At 64.6% G+C, this 17,538-nt stretch carries 14 protein-coding genes; 11 read left to right on the top strand and 3 right to left on the bottom strand.

The window, feature by feature from the left end; translation table 11 throughout:
• Positions 1 to 35: 35 nt before the first annotated feature.
• Complete coding sequence (locus ACXHGZ_RS17715; protein WP_480460738.1) at positions 36 to 1,001, bottom strand: 2-hydroxyacid dehydrogenase; 966 nt, start codon at positions 999 to 1,001, stop codon at positions 36 to 38.
• 224 nt (positions 1,002 to 1,225) lie between these two features.
• Here ACXHGZ_RS17715 and ACXHGZ_RS17710 point away from each other — a divergent pair, with 224 nt between their 5' ends.
• The 10 genes from ACXHGZ_RS17710 to ACXHGZ_RS17665 all read left to right on the top strand — a co-directional run bounded on the left by ACXHGZ_RS17710 (position 1,226) and on the right by ACXHGZ_RS17665 (position 14,478).
• Positions 1,226 to 2,908, top strand: a complete 1,683-nt coding sequence (locus ACXHGZ_RS17710; protein WP_368829209.1) for a fatty acid--CoA ligase — start codon at positions 1,226 to 1,228, stop codon at positions 2,906 to 2,908.
• Between the two features lie 311 nt (positions 2,909 to 3,219).
• Positions 3,220 to 5,109, top strand: a complete 1,890-nt coding sequence (locus ACXHGZ_RS17705) for a DUF1302 domain-containing protein (RefSeq protein WP_480460736.1) — start codon at positions 3,220 to 3,222, stop codon at positions 5,107 to 5,109.
• 24 nt (positions 5,110 to 5,133) lie between these two features.
• Positions 5,134 to 6,498: a DUF1329 domain-containing protein gene (locus ACXHGZ_RS17700; protein ID WP_084858558.1), complete on the top strand. Its 1,365-nt coding sequence runs from the start codon at positions 5,134 to 5,136 to the stop codon at positions 6,496 to 6,498.
• A gap of 512 nt (positions 6,499 to 7,010) precedes the next feature.
• Complete coding sequence (locus ACXHGZ_RS17695; protein WP_480460735.1) at positions 7,011 to 9,725, top strand: winged helix-turn-helix domain-containing protein; 2,715 nt, start codon at positions 7,011 to 7,013, stop codon at positions 9,723 to 9,725.
• 180 nt (positions 9,726 to 9,905) lie between these two features.
• On the top strand, positions 9,906 to 11,513 hold the full coding sequence (locus ACXHGZ_RS17690; protein ID WP_480460734.1) for a tetratricopeptide repeat protein: 1,608 nt from the start codon (positions 9,906 to 9,908) through the stop codon (positions 11,511 to 11,513).
• Positions 11,510 to 12,202, top strand: coding sequence for a sensor histidine kinase (locus tag ACXHGZ_RS17685; protein ID WP_480460733.1), 693 nt, complete (start codon positions 11,510 to 11,512; stop codon positions 12,200 to 12,202). Before ACXHGZ_RS17690 ends, ACXHGZ_RS17685 begins: the two co-directional genes overlap by 4 nt.
• Before the next feature lie 168 nt (positions 12,203 to 12,370).
• Complete coding sequence (locus ACXHGZ_RS17680) at positions 12,371 to 12,649, top strand: AbrB/MazE/SpoVT family DNA-binding domain-containing protein (protein ID WP_480460731.1); 279 nt, start codon at positions 12,371 to 12,373, stop codon at positions 12,647 to 12,649.
• On the top strand, positions 12,646 to 12,996 hold the full coding sequence (locus tag ACXHGZ_RS17675; RefSeq protein WP_084858553.1) for a type II toxin-antitoxin system ChpB family toxin: 351 nt from the start codon (positions 12,646 to 12,648) through the stop codon (positions 12,994 to 12,996). Before ACXHGZ_RS17680 ends, ACXHGZ_RS17675 begins: the two co-directional genes overlap by 4 nt.
• A gap of 22 nt (positions 12,997 to 13,018) precedes the next feature.
• Positions 13,019 to 13,663 (top strand): MBL fold metallo-hydrolase, encoded by a 645-nt coding sequence (locus tag ACXHGZ_RS17670; RefSeq protein WP_084858552.1) that lies wholly within the window; start codon positions 13,019 to 13,021, stop codon positions 13,661 to 13,663.
• 95 nt (positions 13,664 to 13,758) lie between these two features.
• Positions 13,759 to 14,478, top strand: coding sequence for a YiaD family glycine zipper/OmpA-like lipoprotein (locus ACXHGZ_RS17665; protein WP_084858551.1), 720 nt, complete (start codon positions 13,759 to 13,761; stop codon positions 14,476 to 14,478).
• A 128-nt stretch (positions 14,479 to 14,606) separates the two neighbouring features.
• Here the strand turns inward: ACXHGZ_RS17665 and pta are convergent, their stop codons facing one another.
• On the bottom strand, positions 14,607 to 16,697 hold the full coding sequence (gene pta / locus ACXHGZ_RS17660) for a phosphate acetyltransferase (RefSeq protein WP_480460729.1): 2,091 nt from the start codon (positions 16,695 to 16,697) through the stop codon (positions 14,607 to 14,609).
• Positions 16,698 to 16,728: 31 nt separating this feature from the next.
• Entirely contained in the window at positions 16,729 to 17,031 is a 303-nt protein-coding gene (locus tag ACXHGZ_RS17655) for a DUF3565 domain-containing protein (protein ID WP_084858549.1), read from the bottom strand.
• Here ACXHGZ_RS17655 and ACXHGZ_RS17650 point away from each other — a divergent pair.
• The gene (locus ACXHGZ_RS17650) at positions 17,030 to 17,515 is read left to right on the top strand and encodes an FKBP-type peptidyl-prolyl cis-trans isomerase (protein WP_084858548.1); all 486 of its coding nucleotides are present in this window, start codon (positions 17,030 to 17,032) and stop codon (positions 17,513 to 17,515) included. The two genes, ACXHGZ_RS17655 and ACXHGZ_RS17650, sit on opposite strands and share 2 nt — an antisense overlap.
• The last annotated feature ends 23 nt before the right edge of the window (positions 17,516 to 17,538 follow it).

Genomic DNA, 17,538 nt, shown 5'->3' with positions numbered 1-17,538 from the left:
TGAAAAAGTGGCGCAGTGTACCAGAGGCCCTGGCTTCAGCCGATCACACGCCGTGGTTGGCCGGCGAAGAATGCCTCGGCGTTCTCGCTCAACTGGCCGACGATGCGCTGGCGCGATTCCACCGCGCCCCAGGCACTGTGGGGCGTGACGATCAGGCGCGGTACATCCGCCTGCAGCAGTGGGTTGCCGTTGACCGGCGGCTCGACGCTCAGCACGTCGGTGGCAGCGCCGCCCAGGTGGCCGCTGCGCAGGGCATCGGCCAGGGCCTGCTCGTCGATCAGCCCGCCGCGGGCGGTGTTGACCACCAGGGCGCCGGGCTTGAGCAGCGCCAATTCGCGGGCGCCGATCATGTGGCGGGTGTGATCGTTGAGCGGGCAGTGCAGGGTCAGCGCATCGACCTGGGGCAGCAGCGTGTCCAGCGGCACGCGTTCGGCGCGGGCTGGGCGGCCGGGAATTTGCCCGCTGAGCACACGCATGCCGAAGGCCTCGGCCAGGCGTGCCACCGCGCCGCCCAGTTCGCCATGGCCGAGCAGGCCGAGGGTCTTGCCTTGTAGCTCGACGATGGGAAAGTCCAGCAAACAGAACTGGCTGGCCGCGGCCCAGCGCCCGTCGGTGACGGCCTGGCGGTAGTCGCACAGGCGTGTGGCCAGTGCCAGCAGCAGGGCCAGGGTGTGCTGGGCCACCGACGGCGTGCCATAGCCTTGGCAATTGCACACCGTGACGCCACGCAGGCGCGCGGTGGCCAGGTCGACGTTGTTGGTGCCGGTGGCGGCGACCAGGATCAATTGCAGCTGCGGGTTGGCTTCCATCGCTGCGGCATCGATCATCACCTTGTTGCTGATCACCGCGGTGGCGCCCTGCAGGCGTTCGGCGACCTGGTCCGGGCGGGTCGAGGGATACAGTTGAAGCTCGTCGAACTGCGCATGCAGGGGCGAGAGGTCGAGATCGCCGAGGTCCAGGGACTGGTGGTCAAGGAATACGGCGCGGCGCGGGCTGGGCATGGCAGGCTCCGGGGCTGGTAGGTTCTGGTTTCGCATGCCCCTTGGGCTATCTCCCACAGGGTTCATCAACCTGACGGCGGCCGGGCGATGTGTCAAGCGCACGGCACCCGGCCACTCATACCTTGCGCCCGGCAAATCATTCCTTCGGCTGATTTGACCGATGCGTCACCGTTCTACAGTAACGGCCAGACTTCTCCGGCCCGCATTGCAGAAAAGGGATACCCATGTTGCAGACGCGTATCATCCAGCCCGCCGAGGGCGCTTATACCTTCCCCTTGCTGATCAAGCGCCTGCTGATGTCGGGCGGGCGCTACGAAAAGACCCGCGAGATCGTCTATCGCGACCAGTTGCGCCTGACCTACCCCCAGCTGGTCGAGCGCATCGCGCGCCTGGCCAACGTGTTGACCGAGGCCGGGGTCAAGGCCGGTGACACCGTGGCGGTGATGGACTGGGACAGCCATCGCTACCTCGAATGCATGTTCGCCATCCCGATGATCGGCGCGGTGGTGCATACCATCAACGTGCGCCTGTCACCGGAGCAGATCCTCTACACCATGAACCACGCCGAGGACCGCTTCGTGCTGGTCAACAGCGACTTCGTCGGGCTCTACCAGGCCATTGCCGGCCAGCTGGCCACCGTGGACAAGACCCTGCTGCTGACCGATGGCCCCGACAAGCACGCCGACCTGCCCAACTTGGTCGGCGAGTACGAGCAGCTGCTGGCCGCTGCCAGCCCGCACTACGACTTCCCCGATTTCGACGAGCATTCGGTGGCCACCACCTTCTACACCACCGGCACCACAGGCAACCCCAAGGGCGTGTACTTCACTCACCGCCAACTGGTGCTGCACACCCTGGCCGAAGCCTCGGTGACCGGCAGCATCGACAGCGTGCGCCTGCTGGGCAGCAATGACGTGTACATGCCCATCACGCCGATGTTCCACGTGCATGCCTGGGGCATTCCCTACGCCGCCACCATGCTCGGCCTCAAGCAGGTCTACCCGGGGCGCTACGAGCCGGACATGCTGCTCAAGCTGTGGCGCGAGGAAAAGGTCACCTTCTCCCACTGTGTGCCGACCATCCTGCAGATGCTGCTCAACTGCCCAGCCGGCCAGGGCGAACACTTCGGCGGCTGGAAGATCATCATCGGCGGCAGCGCCCTGAACCGTGCGCTGTACGAGGCGGCCCTGGCCCGCGGTATCCAGCTCACTGCGGCATACGGCATGTCCGAAACCTGCCCGCTGATCTCCTGCGCGCACCTGAACGATGAACTGCAAGCCGGCAGCGAGGATGAGCGTATCTCGTACCGGATCAAGGCCGGCGTGCCGGTCCCGCTGGTGGAGGCAGCCATCGTCGACGGCGAGGGCAACTTCCTGCCCGCCGACGGGGAAACCCAGGGGGAGCTGGTGTTGCGTGCCCCGTGGCTGACCATGGGCTATTTCAAGGAAGCGCAGAAGAGCGAGGCGCTCTGGGCCGGGGGCTGGCTGCACACCGGCGATGTCGCCACCCTCGATGGCATGGGCTACATCGATATCCGTGACCGCATCAAGGATGTGATCAAGACCGGCGGCGAATGGGTTTCTTCGCTGGACTTGGAAGACCTGATCAGCCGGCACCCGGCGGTCCGCGAGGTGGCGGTGGTGGGCATCGCCGACCCGCAATGGGGCGAGCGGCCTTTCGCCTTGCTGGTACTGCGTGAAGGCCAGGCGATCGATGCCAAGGCGCTCAAGGAGCACCTCAAGCCGTTCGTCGAGCAGGGCCATATCAACAAGTGGGCGATCCCCAGCCAGATCGCCGTTGTTACCGAAGTTCCCAAGACCAGCGTCGGCAAGCTCGACAAGAAGCGCATCCGCCAGGACATCCTCCAGTGGCAGGCCAGCAACAGCACCTTCCTGTCGACTCTCTGACAGGCGTGCCGGCCGCGTGCGTTGCCATGTGACCCGCATTGCAGAGCGGCTGGCGGCTTGTAAAACGCAGGAATTGCGCCATGCTTGCCGTGGCTTGCAGGTCGCTGCCGCAACAGGTGCATTCAAATCACACTTTAGAGGGATCAAGCACCTGTGCCTGCTGGCTATAGTCGGGGCCAGGGGATTTTCAGGAATGGGGAAGGTGCTGCGTGCAAGTCGCAGCGCCGTGGGCGAAAGCCTGCACACCGGTCGCCCGGGCCGTTTCTGGAAGGACCCACTGCCATAACAATAAAGTACATGGAGTAGCGTCGATGACATCTGCAAACCTGTTCTGGCGCCGGGCCAAGCTGCCCCTGGCCGTCAGCCTCGCTTCCACGCTCGCAAGTCCCGCGTTTGGTGTCAGTTTCAACATCGGTGAAATCGAAGGCCAGTTCGATTCGTCGCTCTCCATCGGTGCCAGCTGGTCCACGGCCAACCCGAACAAGAACCTGATCGGTGCCAACAACGGCGGCAAGGGCCTGTCCCAGACCTCCGACGATGGCCACCTGAACTTCAAGAAGGGCGAGACCTTCTCGAAGATCTTCAAGGGTATCCATGACCTGGAGCTCAAGTACGGCGACACCGGTGTGTTCGTACGGGGCAAGTACTGGTACGACTTCGAACTCAAGGACGAACACCGCGAGTTCAAGGACATCAGCGACTCCAACCGCAAGGAAGGCGCCAAGTCGTCCGGCGCCGAGCTGCTCGACGCGTTCGTCTACCACAACTACGCCATCGGCGATCAACCAGGCTCGGTGCGGCTGGGCAAGCAGGTGATCAGCTGGGGTGAAAGCACCTTCATCGGCGGCGGCATCAACGCGGTCAACCCGATCGACGTGGCGGCGTTTCGCCGCCCAGGCGCGGAAATCAAGGAAGGCCTGATTCCGGTCAACATGTTCTATGTGTCCCAGAGCCTGACCGACAACCTGTCGGCCGAAGCCTTCTATCAGATCGAGTGGGACCAGACCGTCGTCGACAACTGCGGCACCTTCTTCTCCCAGCCGGACATCGTGGCCGACGGCTGCACCGACAACCTGCGCGTACTGGCCAGCAGCCGGGCGATCCCCACCGCGGTGCCGTTCCTCAACAGCCAGGGCGTGGACATCAACGAAGAAGGCGTGCTGGTGCGCCGTGGCGCTGACCGCGACGCCCGTGACAGCGGCCAGTTCGGTGTCGCGTTCCGCTACATGTTCGAACCGCTGGATACCGAGTTCGGCGCCTACTTCATGAACTACCACAGCCGCGCGCCGATCTTCAGTGCCAGCGGTGCATCCCAGGCGACCTACGACCGCGCGCGCGCCTTGCTGAACGGCCCATTTGCCGGCCTTGCGCCGCTGATCGTCGCCGGCAACTCGGAATACTTCATCGAATACCCCGAAGACATCCGCCTGTACGGCCTGAGCTTCTCGACCACGCTGCCGACCGGTACGGCCTGGAGTGGCGAACTGAGCTACCGGCCCAACGCTCCGGTGCAGCTGAACACCACCGATATCCTGTTCGCCGGCGTGGGCCCGATCGGGGTGCCACCGTACAGCAACGCCTCGGTGCTCACCGGCACCCCGGGCCAGGACCTGCATGGCTACCGGCGCAAGGAAATCACCCAGTTCCAGACCACCTTCACGCACTTCTTCGACCAGGTGATGGGCGCCAGCCGCCTCACCGTGGTGGGTGAAATCGGCGTCACCCATATCGGCGGCCTGGAAAGCTCGACCAAGGCCCGCTACGGTCGCGACCCGGTCTATGGGCCCGGCCCGCTGCCGGCCACGGGCCCGTTCAATACCTGTGAGCTGCTCAACGGCGGCACCCTGGGCAACTCGGGCCTGGACACCTCGACCGCCAACCTCAGCCGCAAGTGCGAGAACGACGGCTACGCCACCACCACCTCCTGGGGTTATCGCGCCCGTGCCATCTGGGACTACAACGACGTCTTCGCCGGGGTCAACCTCAAGCCCAACGTGGCCTGGTCCCATGACGTCTCGGGCTACTCGCCCGGCCCAGGCGCCAACTTCGAGGAAGGTCGCAAGGCGATCAGCCTGGGCCTGGATGCCGAGTACCAGAACACCTATACGGCGAGCCTGTCGTACACCAACTTCTTCGACGGCAAGTACACCACCGTGGACGACCGTGACTTCATCGCCCTCAGCTTTGGCGTGAACTTCTAAGAACACTGATCCAGGACGACGACAATGAACAAGACCAGAAGTCTGCTGCAAGCCGGTGTGCTGGGCCTGTCCCTGCTGGCGACCAGCGTCATGGCTGCGGTATCCGCCGACGAGGCGGCCAAGCTGGGCACGACCCTGACCCCGATGGGCGCGGAGAAGGCCGGCAACGCCGACGGCACCATCGGCCCCTGGCAGCCGCTGTCCAAGACCGCGGGCAGTGCCGATGCCAAGGGGTTCCTCTCCGATCCGTATGCGGGCGAGCAGCCGCTGTACACCATCACCGCGCAGAATGTCGACCAGTACAAGAGCAAGCTGTCCCCCGGCCAGCTGGCGATGTTCAAGCGCTACCCGGACACCTACAAGATCCCGGTGTACAAGACCCATCGCGGCGCCACCGTGCCCGATGAAGTGTTCGCCGCCATCAAGGAGAACGCCACCAAGACCACCCTGGTCGAAGGCGGCAACGGCCTGAAGGACTTCCGCACCGCGGTGCCGTTCCCGATTCCCAAGACGGGCCTGGAGGTGATCTGGAACCACATCACCCGCTACCGAGGCGGCAGCGTCACACGCCTGGTCACCCAGGCCACGCCACAGCAGAACGGCTCGTACAGCCTGGTGTACTTCCAGGACCAGTTCGTCTTCCGTGACCGGATGAAGGACTACGACCCGAACAACCCGGGCAACATCCTGTTCTACTTCAAGCAGAAGGTCACCGCCCCGGCGCGCCTGGCGGGCACCGTGCTGCTGGTTCACGAGACCCTCGACCAGGTCAAGGAGCCGCGCAAGGCGTGGATCTACAACGCCGGCCAGCGACGTGTGCGCCAGGCCCCGCAGGTTTCCTACGACGGCCCGGGGACCGCGGCCGACGGCCTGCGCACTTCCGACAACCTGGACATGTACAACGGGGCGCCGGACCGCTACGACTGGAAGCTCGAAGGCAAGAAGGAGATGTACATCGCCTCCAACGCCTACAAGCTCGACTCGCCGACGCTCAAGTATGCGGACATCCTCAAGCCTGGGCACATCAACCAGGACCTGGCCCGCTATGAACTTCGCCGCGTCTGGCATGTGGTCGCGACCTTGAAGCCGGGCCAGCGGCACATCTATGCCAAGCGTGACTTCTACATCGACGAGGACACCTGGCAGGCCGCGGTGATCGACCAGTACGACGGCCGTGGCCAGCTGTGGCGGGTATCTGAGGCCCATGCCCAGGACTATTACAACGTCCAGGTGCCGTGGTACACGCTGGAGGCCATCTACGACCTGCAATCGGGCCGCTACCTGGCGCTGGGCATGAAGAACGAGGAAAAGCGCGCCTACGATTTCGGCTTCAGTGCCAGCCGCAGCGAGTTCCAGCCTGCGGCGCTGCGCCAGGATGGCGTGCGTTGAGGTTCGTCAGGGTGTGAAGCCACGGGGCTGCTTCGCAGCCCTTTGGTGATGCACGCGGTTCGCCGTAGCCGCTTTGGTGCCTGTAAGATCCAGCGCCGCCCGCGCGGCGCATCGCGAGCTGCGCTCGCTCCTACGTTTGTTTCGGGCCAATTAGTCCTGGGGGATTTTCGCGCGGACGCCTTGGTGTATGGCGCAATATCGTGTCGTACGAACCAGGCGGTCGCGCGCGCCTGTCACAGGCGTTACTGGCCGTAAACAAACGTAGGAGCGAGCGCAGCTCGCGATGCGCCGCGCGGGCGGCGCTCGATCGCACCGGCAGCACCCATCTCAAGACCTACCCTAACGCCCATTCACGCATCCAATACCCGCCCATTTCCGCCATCGGTCTTGTTTCTTTTTGTTGTAGTCTTTTCCTCGCCCGACGCGCCCATCATCTTCAAATACGCCGCGTTACCCGCTAGTCTCGCAACAATCCGTACTGCCATAGTCCTCCACCCCAGAACGAGCCGGCCATGACAGACCTGTCCCGTACGCATGGATTCGCCAGCCAGGCCCTGGGCCTGCTGGACGGGCGTTTCTTCCGGCCACCGCTGCCGGATGGGCACGTCCCCAGGGCGCGCCTGTGCCAGCGGTTGCACGCGGGCTTGAGTGGGCGCCTGCTGCTGGTCAATGCCCCGGCAGGTTTCGGCAAGAGCTCCCTGGCCATCGAGTTCTGCCAGGCCCTGCCGGCCCATTGGCGCAGCCTATGGCTCGGGCTGAGCCAGCGGGACGCCGACCCGGGGCGCTTCCTCGAACGTTTGCTCGAAGGGCTCCAGCAATTCTGTCCGGCACTCGGCGGCCAGGCCATGGGCCTGCTGAAGATGCGCCAGCGCCACCAGCCGTTCGCCTTCGAAGAGTGGCTCGACGGTCTGCTCGATGAGCTGGCCCTCTACCTGCGGCCTGAGTCGCCCGTGTTGCTGGTGTTGGATGACTACCACCTGGCCCAGGGCGCAGTGCTTGACCGCTGCCTGCAGTTCTTCCTCAACCACCTGCCCAATGGGCTGATGCTGCTGGTCACCAGCCGTCAACGACCTGACTGGCACCTGGCGCGGCTGCGCCTGTCGCGCCAATTGGTCGAGCTCAACGAGCAGGACCTGCGCCTGACGCCCGACGAAGCCCTGGCGGTGATCGGCCGCCAACCTACTGGCTTGCGCGGCCAGGCCCTGGACAACCTGATCCAGCGCAGCGACGGTTGGGTCGCCGGGCTGCGCTTCTGGCAACTGGCGGCCAGCGAGTCGGGCGAGGACAACGCCTTGCCACAGGCCTTGCACGGTGGCGAAGGGTTGATTCGCGACTACCTGCTCGAAGAGGTCATCGAGATCCTGCCGGCGCACGTACAGGCCTTCCTCTACGACACCGCCTGCCAGGAGCGTTTCTGCGCCGAGTTGTGCGACGCGCTGCGCGAGCGCGACGACAGCATGGGCATCCTGCATTACCTGCAGGCCCACCAGGTATTCCTGGTGCCGCTGGACGAACATGGCCACTGGTTCCGGTACCATCATCTGTTCTCCGACCTGTTGCGCAGCCGCCAGGCCAGCGAGCCGCTGGCTGCCCTGCACCTACGGGCCTGCCGCTGGTTCCAGGCCCACGGGCTGCTGGACGAGGCGGTCGAACAGGCTCTGCGCGCCGGCCACCTGGACGTGGCCGCCGACCTGGTGCAAAGCCTTTCCGAGGAACAACTGCTGGCCGAGCAGAATGTCGGCATGTTGCTGCGCTGGAAGATGGACTTGCCCGACAGCCTGCTGATCAGCACGCCGCGGCTGATCGTGCTGTACAGCTGGGCCCTGGGCCTGGCCTGCCAGCTGGACGCGGCCGAGGAGCTGGCCGCTCACCTCAGCCGCTTCCTGCCGGCTCCCTCGGCCACTGCGCAAAAATCCATGCTGGCCCAGTGGCTGGCGCTGAGCGGTGTGATCGCCCGGGGTCGGGGGGATCGCCAGCGGACCCTGGACTACTGCGGCGAAGCGCTGCAGAGCCTGCCGTACAAGCGTTACGGCCAGCGCCTGGTGTGCCTGTCGACCTTGTCCAACCTGGCGATCGCCGACGGTGACTTCTGGCGCGCACGTGGCTGGAACCGTGAGGCCCTGGAGCTGGCGCAGCGGGTCGGCAACCCGTTGTTCGAGGCCTTGGCCCACTATGACCGCGCACGGGTCCTGCATGCCCGGGGCGAGGTGCTGCGTGCCTTGGACGAAGTCCGCCAGGGGCTGCAGCGCCTGCAGGGGTTGTCGGGCCAGCGCCTGTATGCCGTGCGGGCCAGGCTGACCTTGTATGAGGGCTACCTGCTGGTCACCCGCCTGCAACCTGCCCAGGGTCGAGCCCGATTGCGCGCCGGGCTCAGCGAGGCACGGGCCTGTCGCGACATCAGCGTGCTGATCGGCCACTGCGTGATCGCCTCGCTCGACGGTCGCGAAGGGCGTTTTGCCGAGGCTTTCGCCGAACTGGCCGAGGCCGAGCGGCTGATGCATATCTGGGATGTGCCGCCGATTTTCTACCTGGCCATGATCACCCTGGTGAAGTGCGAGCTGTGGCTGGCCCAGCGGCGCACGGACCTCGCCGAATCCTGGCTTCTGCGCTTGGGCCAGACCTACGGCGGCGAACAACCGGCAGCGGCGCCGGAGTTCCACCCGCTGTTGCCATTGCATATCGAATTGCAGCAGGCGCTGCTCGACGGCGTGCTGGGCCGTGCGCAGGAGGCCAGCGAGCGTCTGCAGGCGCTGGTGAGCCGTGGCGAGGGCAGCGGCGGCTTGATGCTGGTGGTCTGCGCGCTGTGCCATTGGATGGCACAGTTGCTTGCCCAAGGCCAGGAGGCGCAGGCCGCAGCGCTGCTGCCCAAGGCGCTGGAGGCGGCGCGGGGTGGGGTGCTGCAGCCCTTCCAACGGTTGCTCGAGGCGCACCCGGTATGGCTGCGCGAGCAACTGGCGGCGCGCCCGGCCTGCCTCGTCCAGGTCGACCTGCTGGCGAGCCTGCCGCGCCCGGTGGCGGCCAACGAAAGTACCGAAGCGCTCAGCGGTCGCGAACTGGCGGTGCTCGAACTGATCGCCCAGGGCTGCTCGAACCAGCAGATCAGCGAGCGGCTGTTCATCTCCCTACATACCGTCAAGACTCACGCCAGCCACATCAACAGCAAGCTCGGCGTGGAGCGGCGCACCCAGGCGGTGGCCAAGGCCAAGTCGCTCGGGTTGCTTGCCTGACCACTCTCGCTGCCGGCGTCATCGCGCCCTCATTTTTCCTCGGTTGCTGCCGATAAGCTGTTCGGGTTACTGGATAGCCGTGCCGACGCCATCGCGGGCGGCATGCGTCGGCACCGCCAGGCCCGATGTCGGCATCGTCGCGTGCCACTCTCCAACCCCTTGCCAATACAGGTCGTATTGATGCTGCAGTACGGGCAAAAAAGCTTTCTGATCGTCGATGACTTCACCGACTTTCGTACCTCGACCCGCTCCATGCTCCGGGAGCTGGGCGCACGCGATGTGGACACCGCCGACAGCGGTGAACAGGCCCTGCGCATGTGCGCGCAGAAGCGCTACGACTTCGTGCTCCAGGATTTTCACCTCGGCGACGGCAAGAAAAATGGCCAGCAGGTGCTCGAAGACCTGTTGCTGGACAAGCTGATCAGCCATGAATGCGTGTTCATCATGGTCACCGCCGAGAGCAGTCAGGCGATCGTGCTCAGTGCCCTCGAGCATGAGCCGGACGCCTACCTGACCAAGCCGTTCAACCGTGTGGGCCTGGCCCAGCGCCTGGAAAAGCTGGCGCAGCGCAAGACGTTGCTCAAGCCCATCCTCCAGGCCCTGGATCGCGGTCGCCCGGCCGAGGTGCTGGCGGCCTGCGCCGAGCTGTGCAAGCAGGACCCACGCTTCGCACCGCTGTGCCTGCGCTATCGGGCCGATGCCCTGCGCGACCTCAACCGCGTCGAGGAGCTGGAGAAGTTCCTCAAGACCATCCTGGCCAGCCGCCCGCAACCTTGGGTCTATGCCGCCCTGGGCAACCTGTTGCACAAGCGCGGCCAGCACGGCGAAGCCCAGGGTGTCTTCGAGCAAGCGCTCAAGGCCTTCCCGATCATGCCCAGCCTGTACGACGGCCTGGCCGAGGTGTTGGTGGCCCAGGGCGAGACCAAGCGCGCCCAGCACATGCTCGAGGAGGCGGTGCGCCTGTCGCCCCTGGCCGTGCGCCGGCAGGCGGCATTGGGCAAGCTGGCCCTGGACAACGAAGATTTCGAAAGCGCCTCCAAGGCCTATCGCCATGCGGTCAACCAAGGGCAGAGTTCGCGCTACAAGGACCCGGAGAGTAACCTGGGCCTGGTCCAGGCGCTGATGAGCAAGAACGTCGGCAATGGCCTGGACGCGCGTACCCGCGTCGAAATCAACAGCGTGCTCAGCGATGTCGCCAAGGAGCACGTCGAGGACCAGGGCCTGCAAGTACGCGCCCGTCTGATGAAAGCCGCCAGCCTGCAGCAGGCCGGCGACCCCGAAACCGCCGGCAAGCTCACCGAGCAGGCCCTGCAGCGGCTGGAGAAAATGGACCAGTTCTTCTCGGTCGAGGCCGCCTTGAGTGTGGCCAGGCAGTTGCAGGCGCTCGGCCAGCAAGCCGCGGGTACCAGCATCCTGAAGGGCTGTGTGGAAACCTATGGCGACGATCCGAAGGTCATGCAGAGCGTTGCCCAGATCACGGACGATCCGACAGTGCTCGGGGCGGTCACCGAGGCGGTCGACCTCAACCGCCAGGGTGTACGCAGCTACCAGGCCGGCCAGCTCAGCGAGGCCCTGGACATGTTCCGTCGGGCCCTGTCGTTGCAGCCGAAGAACATCAGCATCGCCCTCAACACCGCCCAGGCGCTGCTGCGTGTAGGTGGCGAGAGCCCCACGCCGGCGATCATGCAGGAATGCCGCAACTGCCTGCAAAGCGTTGCCGGCATTCCGGCCAGCGACAGCCGCTACGATCGCTACCGCAAACTGCACATCCGGATCTTCGGCGCATGAATCGAGACGAAAAGGGGCTGGACTTCTCCACGGTGATCGCCTCCACCGTGCACGACATGAAGAATTCGCTGTCGGCCTTGATCCAGGCCCACGACCAGTGGTTGGCGCGTCTGCCTGAGGTGCTGCACGGCGGCAGCGAACAAGGCGTGATAGAGCACGAGTTTCGTCATTTGAACGGCATGCTGGTGCAACTGCTGGGCCTGTACAAGCTGGGCATCAACCAGTTGCCGATCTGCCCCGACTATCATGAGCTGGACGATTTCATCGAGGCCCAGCTCGCGGCGCAGCAGGAGGTACTCAGGCATCGCGATATCCTCGCCACGTGGCGCATCGACACCGACAACCCGCTGGGTTTCTTCGACCGCGAACTGGTCGCCTCGGTGGTGGCCAATGTCCTCACCAATGCCATCCGACACGCCGGACATGCCTTGCTGATCAGTATCGAAGAGCAGGGCGAGCAACTGGTCATCAGCGTCAACGACGACGGCCCGGGCTATCCAGAGCGCATGCTCGAACGCCAGCAGGACTACCTCCAGGGCATCGATTCACGTACCGGCAGCACAGGCCTTGGCCTGTATTTCGCCGCGCGTATCGCGGCCCTGCACGAACGCAACGGTGTGCACGGGCGCATCGAGATTGCCAACGGCGGGGCACTAGGGGGTGGGTTGTTCCGGTTGTATCTGCCTTGACCCAGGCTGAGCAGGCCTTGCTGTGGGCTTTACCCTGCGCCGTTTTTCTCGATGTACGGTAGGAGATGTCTGGTTCGTACATTGAGGGCTTTTTCAACGGCTTGCCGAATGACAATGTAGATACGGTGTTTCTACATTTCACTTGCATTCATTCTGAGGGTTTCTACTATGTATCTACCTTTGGAGATACTTATGGAAGTCAAGATTCAGCAGTGGGGCAACAGTGCAGCGATTCGGTTGCCAGCAGCGGTCCTCAAACAGATGCAGCTGGGCGTCGGTTCCGTATTGAGCCTCGATACAGCAGGTGAGTCGATGGTACTCAAGCCAGTGAGGGCCAAGCCCAAGTACACGCTTGAGGAGCTTATCGCCCAATGCGATCTCGATGCCCCCGAGCCAAAGGAACTGGAGGGCTGGAACGCGATGCGCCCGGCAGGTCGTGAAGTATGAGGCGGGGCAGGTTCGCCAGAGGTGATATCGTTCGGGTGTGCCTTGACCCGACACTGGGACGGGAACAGCAAGGCAATTCCCGACCTGCGCTGGTCCTGACACCTGCCGCGTACAATGCTTCCGGCCTGGCTGTGATAGTGCCTATCACCCAAGGCGGTGATTTCGCGCGGCATGCAGGTTTTGCCGTGACGCTGAGTGGCGCCGGCACGCAAACACAAGGCGTCATCCTGTGTAACCAGCTACGTGCCGTCGACCTCGAAGCCAGGAACGCCAAGCGTATCGAGTCGGCGCCCGGGGTGGTCATCGAAGACGCCTTGGCACGTGTCCAGACACTTTTCGACCACTAGACCTTCCAAGACCTCTGCCTCCATGAATCCTCCAGACACCACCCTCATCCGCGAAACCTTCCCCGTAGGCCCCTTGCAATGCAACTGCACCCTGATCGGCGACCCGATCAGCAAGAAGGCCATCGTCGTCGACCCAGGCGGTGACCCAGAGAAAATCCTGGCGCGCCTTCAGGCCCATGGTCTGACGCTGGTGAGCATCATCCACACCCACGCCCATTTCGATCACTTCCTCGCCTCGGGCAAGCTCAAGGAACTGACCGGCGCGACCTTGCACCTGCACAAGGACGACCAGCCTTTGTGGGACAACCTCGAGATGCAATGCCAGATGTTCGGGGTGCCCTATACGCCGGTGCCGTCGCCGGACCGTTGGCTGGGCGATGACGAGGCGCTGGCCTGCGGTTGCGGTGTGGCCTTGCATACCCCTGGGCACACGCCTGGCTCGATGAGCTTCTGGTTCGCCGATGCCAAGCTGTTGATCGCCGGCGACACCCTGTTCCGCCGCGGCATCGGCCGTACCGATTTGTGGGGTGGCGATCAGCGAGCTATCGTTCGCTCCATCAAGTCGCGGCTGTATTGCCTGGATGAAGAGGCAGTGGTGGTAACTGGCCATGGCCCGGATACCCGCCTTGGCGACGAGATGCGCGAAAATCCTTTCGTGCGGGCCTGAGGTTTCAGGGAATTTTTCCGTTTCGCCCGGGTCCAAGGCTGGCATAGGGCCATCCATGACCTGTTGCACTCTCGAATATCTGTAGGAGCTTGTCCATGTTCACCATGCGTCGTCTGATTATCGTCGCTACCGCTGCTGCCCTGATGACTGGCTGTGCCGGCCAGAACCCCTATGACAGCCAGGGCCAGGCTCAAGGCTCCACCGGGATGAGCAAGACCGCCAAGTACGGTGGCCTGGGCGCGCTGGCCGGTGCCATCGCTGGTGCCGCCATCGATCACGACAACCGTGGCAAGGGCGCGCTGATCGGCGCCGCCGCGGTGGGTGCTGCTGCTGCAGGCTACGGCTACTACGCCGACAAGCAGGAAGCCGAGCTGCGTGCCAAGATGGCCAACACCGGTGTCGAGGTGCAGCGCCAGGGTGACCAGATCAAGCTGATCATGCCGGGCAACATCACCTTCGCCACCGATTCGGCGAACATCTCCCCAAGCTTCTATTCGCCGCTGAACAATCTGGCCAACTCGTTCAAGCAGTTCAACCAGAACACCATCGAGGTGGTGGGCTTCACCGACAGCACCGGTAGCCGTCAGCACAACATGGACCTGTCCCAGCGCCGTGCCCAGGCCGTCAGCACTTACCTGACCTCCCAGGGTGTCGACCCGTCGCGCGTTTCCGTACGCGGCATGGGCCCGGACCAGCCGATCGCCAGCAACGCCGACGCCAATGGCCGTGCCCAGAACCGTCGCGTGGAAGTGAACCTCAAGCCGATTCCTGGCCAGCAGTATGACCAGCAGGGTACCGTGCAGCAGTACCCGTAAAGCAAGGAAACGAGGGGCCGCTATGCGGCCCAATCGCGGGCAAGCCCGCTCCCACAAGGTTGATGTATGCGACCCTGTGGGAGCGGGCTTGCCCGCGATTGGGGCGTGTAGTGGCCCCTTTTTGCATGTCAGCGCACGGTACTGGCTTGAATCGCAGTCAGGGCGATGGTGTGCACGATATCGTCCACCTGCGCGCCCCGCGGCAGGTCGTTCACCGGCTTGCGCAACCCCTGCAGCATCGGCCCCAGGCTTACACAATCGGCACTGCGCTGCACCGCCTTGTGGGTCGTGTTGCCAGTGTTGAGGTCCGGGAATACGAACACCGTGGCGCGGCCCGCCACTGGGCTTGCCGGTGCCAGCTGGCGCGCGATCTCAGGGTTGGCCGCCGCGTCGTACTGCAACGGGCCGTCGATCAGCAGGTCATGTTCGGCCTGCTGCGCCAGGCGCGTGGCTTCGCGCACCTTCTCCACTTCCTCGTCGCTGGCCGCCGAGTCGCTTGAATAGCTGAGCATCGCCACCCGTGGCGCGATACCCAAGGCCTGGGCCGATTCGGCGCTCTGCCGCGCGATCTCGGCCAGCTCCGCGGCGCTGGGGTGCGGGTTCATCACGCAGTCGCCATATACCAGCACCTGCTCGGGGAACAGCATGAAGAACACCGAGGACACCAGGCTGCTGCCCGGTGCGGTCTTGATCAACTGCAACGCCGGGCGAATGGTGTTGGCAGTGGAATGCACCAGGCCCGAGACCAGACCGTCGACTTCATCCAGTGCCAGCATCATGGTGCCGACCACCACTGGGTCTTCCAGCTGCTGTTCGGCCATTGGCGCGTTGAGGTTGCGGCTGCGGCGCAGCTCCACCATGGGCTCGACGTAACGCCCGCGAATCACCTCTGGATCGAGGACTTCCAAGTCAGGCGGCAGGGTGATGCCCTGGGCGCGGGCTACCGCCTCGACCTCCTCGGGCTTGGCCAGCAGCACGCAACGGGCGATGCCGCGGGCCTGGCAGATGGCCGCTGCCTGCACCAGCAGTGGCTCGGCGCCCTCCGGCAGGACAATGCGCTTGTTCGCCTGCTGGGCGCGCTGGATCAGCTGGTAGCGGAATACCGCCGGCGACAGGCGCAGCTCGCGCGGCGTGCCGCAGCGCTGGTGCAGCCAGGCCGCGTCGAGGTGGCTGGCGACGAAGTCGGTGATGAACTCGGCGCGTTCTCGGTCATCCACCGGGATTTCCCGGTTGAGCGAATTGAGGCGGTTGGCGGTGTCATACGAACCGGTACCCACCGAAAGAATTGGCAGCCCGGCCTGCAGGGCGCCTCGGCACAGTTCCAGGATGCGCGGGTCCGGCTTGCTGTCGCTGGTCAGCAGCAGGCCGGCCAACGGTACGCCATTGATGGCCGCCAGGCTCACGGCGAGGATGATGTCGTCGCGATCGCCTGGGGTCACCACCAGGGTGCCGGGCTTGAGCAGTGGCACGGTATTGGCCACGGTACGGGCACAGATGATGATGGTGTTCATGCGCCGTTGTTCGTAGTCCCCGGCATTGAGCACCTGGGCGCCGAGCAGCTCGGCCACGTCGCGGGTGCGCGGGGCGTTGAGCTCGGGCTGGTAGGGGATGCACCCCAGCAGGCGGAAGTCGTCGCCGCGCAGCAGCGGCGAATGCTCGCGCAGGCGGGCGGCGAAGGCGGCCATGCTTTCGTCGGTGCGCACCTTGTTGAGCACGACCCCGAGCACCTTCGGGTCGCGTGGGCCGCCGAACAGCTGAGCCTGCAGCTCGACACGCCCCGAGAGCTCGCTGAGCACTTCGTTTTCCGGCGCCGACACCAGGATCACCTCGGCGTCCAGGCTCTTGGCCAGGTGCAGATTGACCCGCGCGGCATAGCTGGCGTGGCGGGTCGGCACCATGCCTTCGACCACCACCACGTCGTTGCCGATACAGGCCTGTTGGTACAGGCGGATGATCTCCTCGAGCAGCTCGTCCAGCTGGCCATCGCCGAGCATGCGCTCGACCTGGGCCAGGCTCAGAGGCGTCGGCGGGCGGATGCCATGGGTGCGCGCCACCAGTTCGCTGGAGCGCTCGGGGCCGGTATCGCCGGGGTGATGCTGGGCGATCGGCTTGAAGAAGCCGACCTTCAGCCCGCCGCGCTCCAAGGTGCGCACCAGGCCCAGGCTGATGGAGGTCAGGCCGACACCGAAGTCGGTCGGCGCGATGAAAAATGTCTGCATGCGTGCTTCTCGAAATAAGCGGTGCAAGGGGTCAGCCGCCAAGGGTATCGCTATCGACCCCCTGGGCGCACCAGCCGCAGGCAAATACCTGGCCGATGCGGCGCTGGCGCTCGGCCGGGTCCAGCACCCAGGGCCGCGCCTGCCATGGAGGCTGGTGGCGCAAATGCTGGGTATGGCCGCATGACAGCTCGACCACCCAGTGGCCCTCTTCGTCCTGGTGAAAACCCGTGATCCGACTGACGGATTTGTCATTCCCCGACACGCGTTCGCAATCGGGCGATGCGTTGGTTACACTTGATCGCTCTACATTCTTTTGCAAAAGGTCTTGCCCCATGCTGATCGCCGCCAACAAGGCTGTCTCCATCGACTATACCCTGACCAACGACGCCGGGGAGGTCATCGACAGTTCCGCCGGTGGTGCGCCGCTGGTGTACCTGCACGGTGCCGCCAACATCATCCCGGGCCTGGAAAAAGCCCTGGAAGGCAAGCAGGCCGGTGACGAGCTGAACGTCGCCATCGAACCTGAAGAAGCCTACGGCGAATACCTGGCCGAGCTGGTCAGCACCCTGAACCGCAGCCTGTTCGAAGGCGTCGACCAACTGGAAGTCGGCATGCAGTTCCACGCTTCCGCGCCGGACGGTCAGATGCAGATCGTCACCATCCGCGACATCGACGGCGACGACATCACCGTCGACGGCAACCACCCGCTGGCCGGCCAGCGCCTGAACTTCAAGGTCAAGGTAGTCAACGTGCGTGACGCCAGCGACGAAGAAATCGCTCACCGTCACATCCACGGTGAAGGTGGCCATCACCACTGATTTTCTGCGCTAAGCTCAGAGAG

The sequence above is a fragment of the Pseudomonas shiyinii genome (assembly GCF_056725765.1).
Note: the sequence above shows the minus strand (reverse complement) of the source record. Positions and strands in the feature narration are given on the sequence as shown.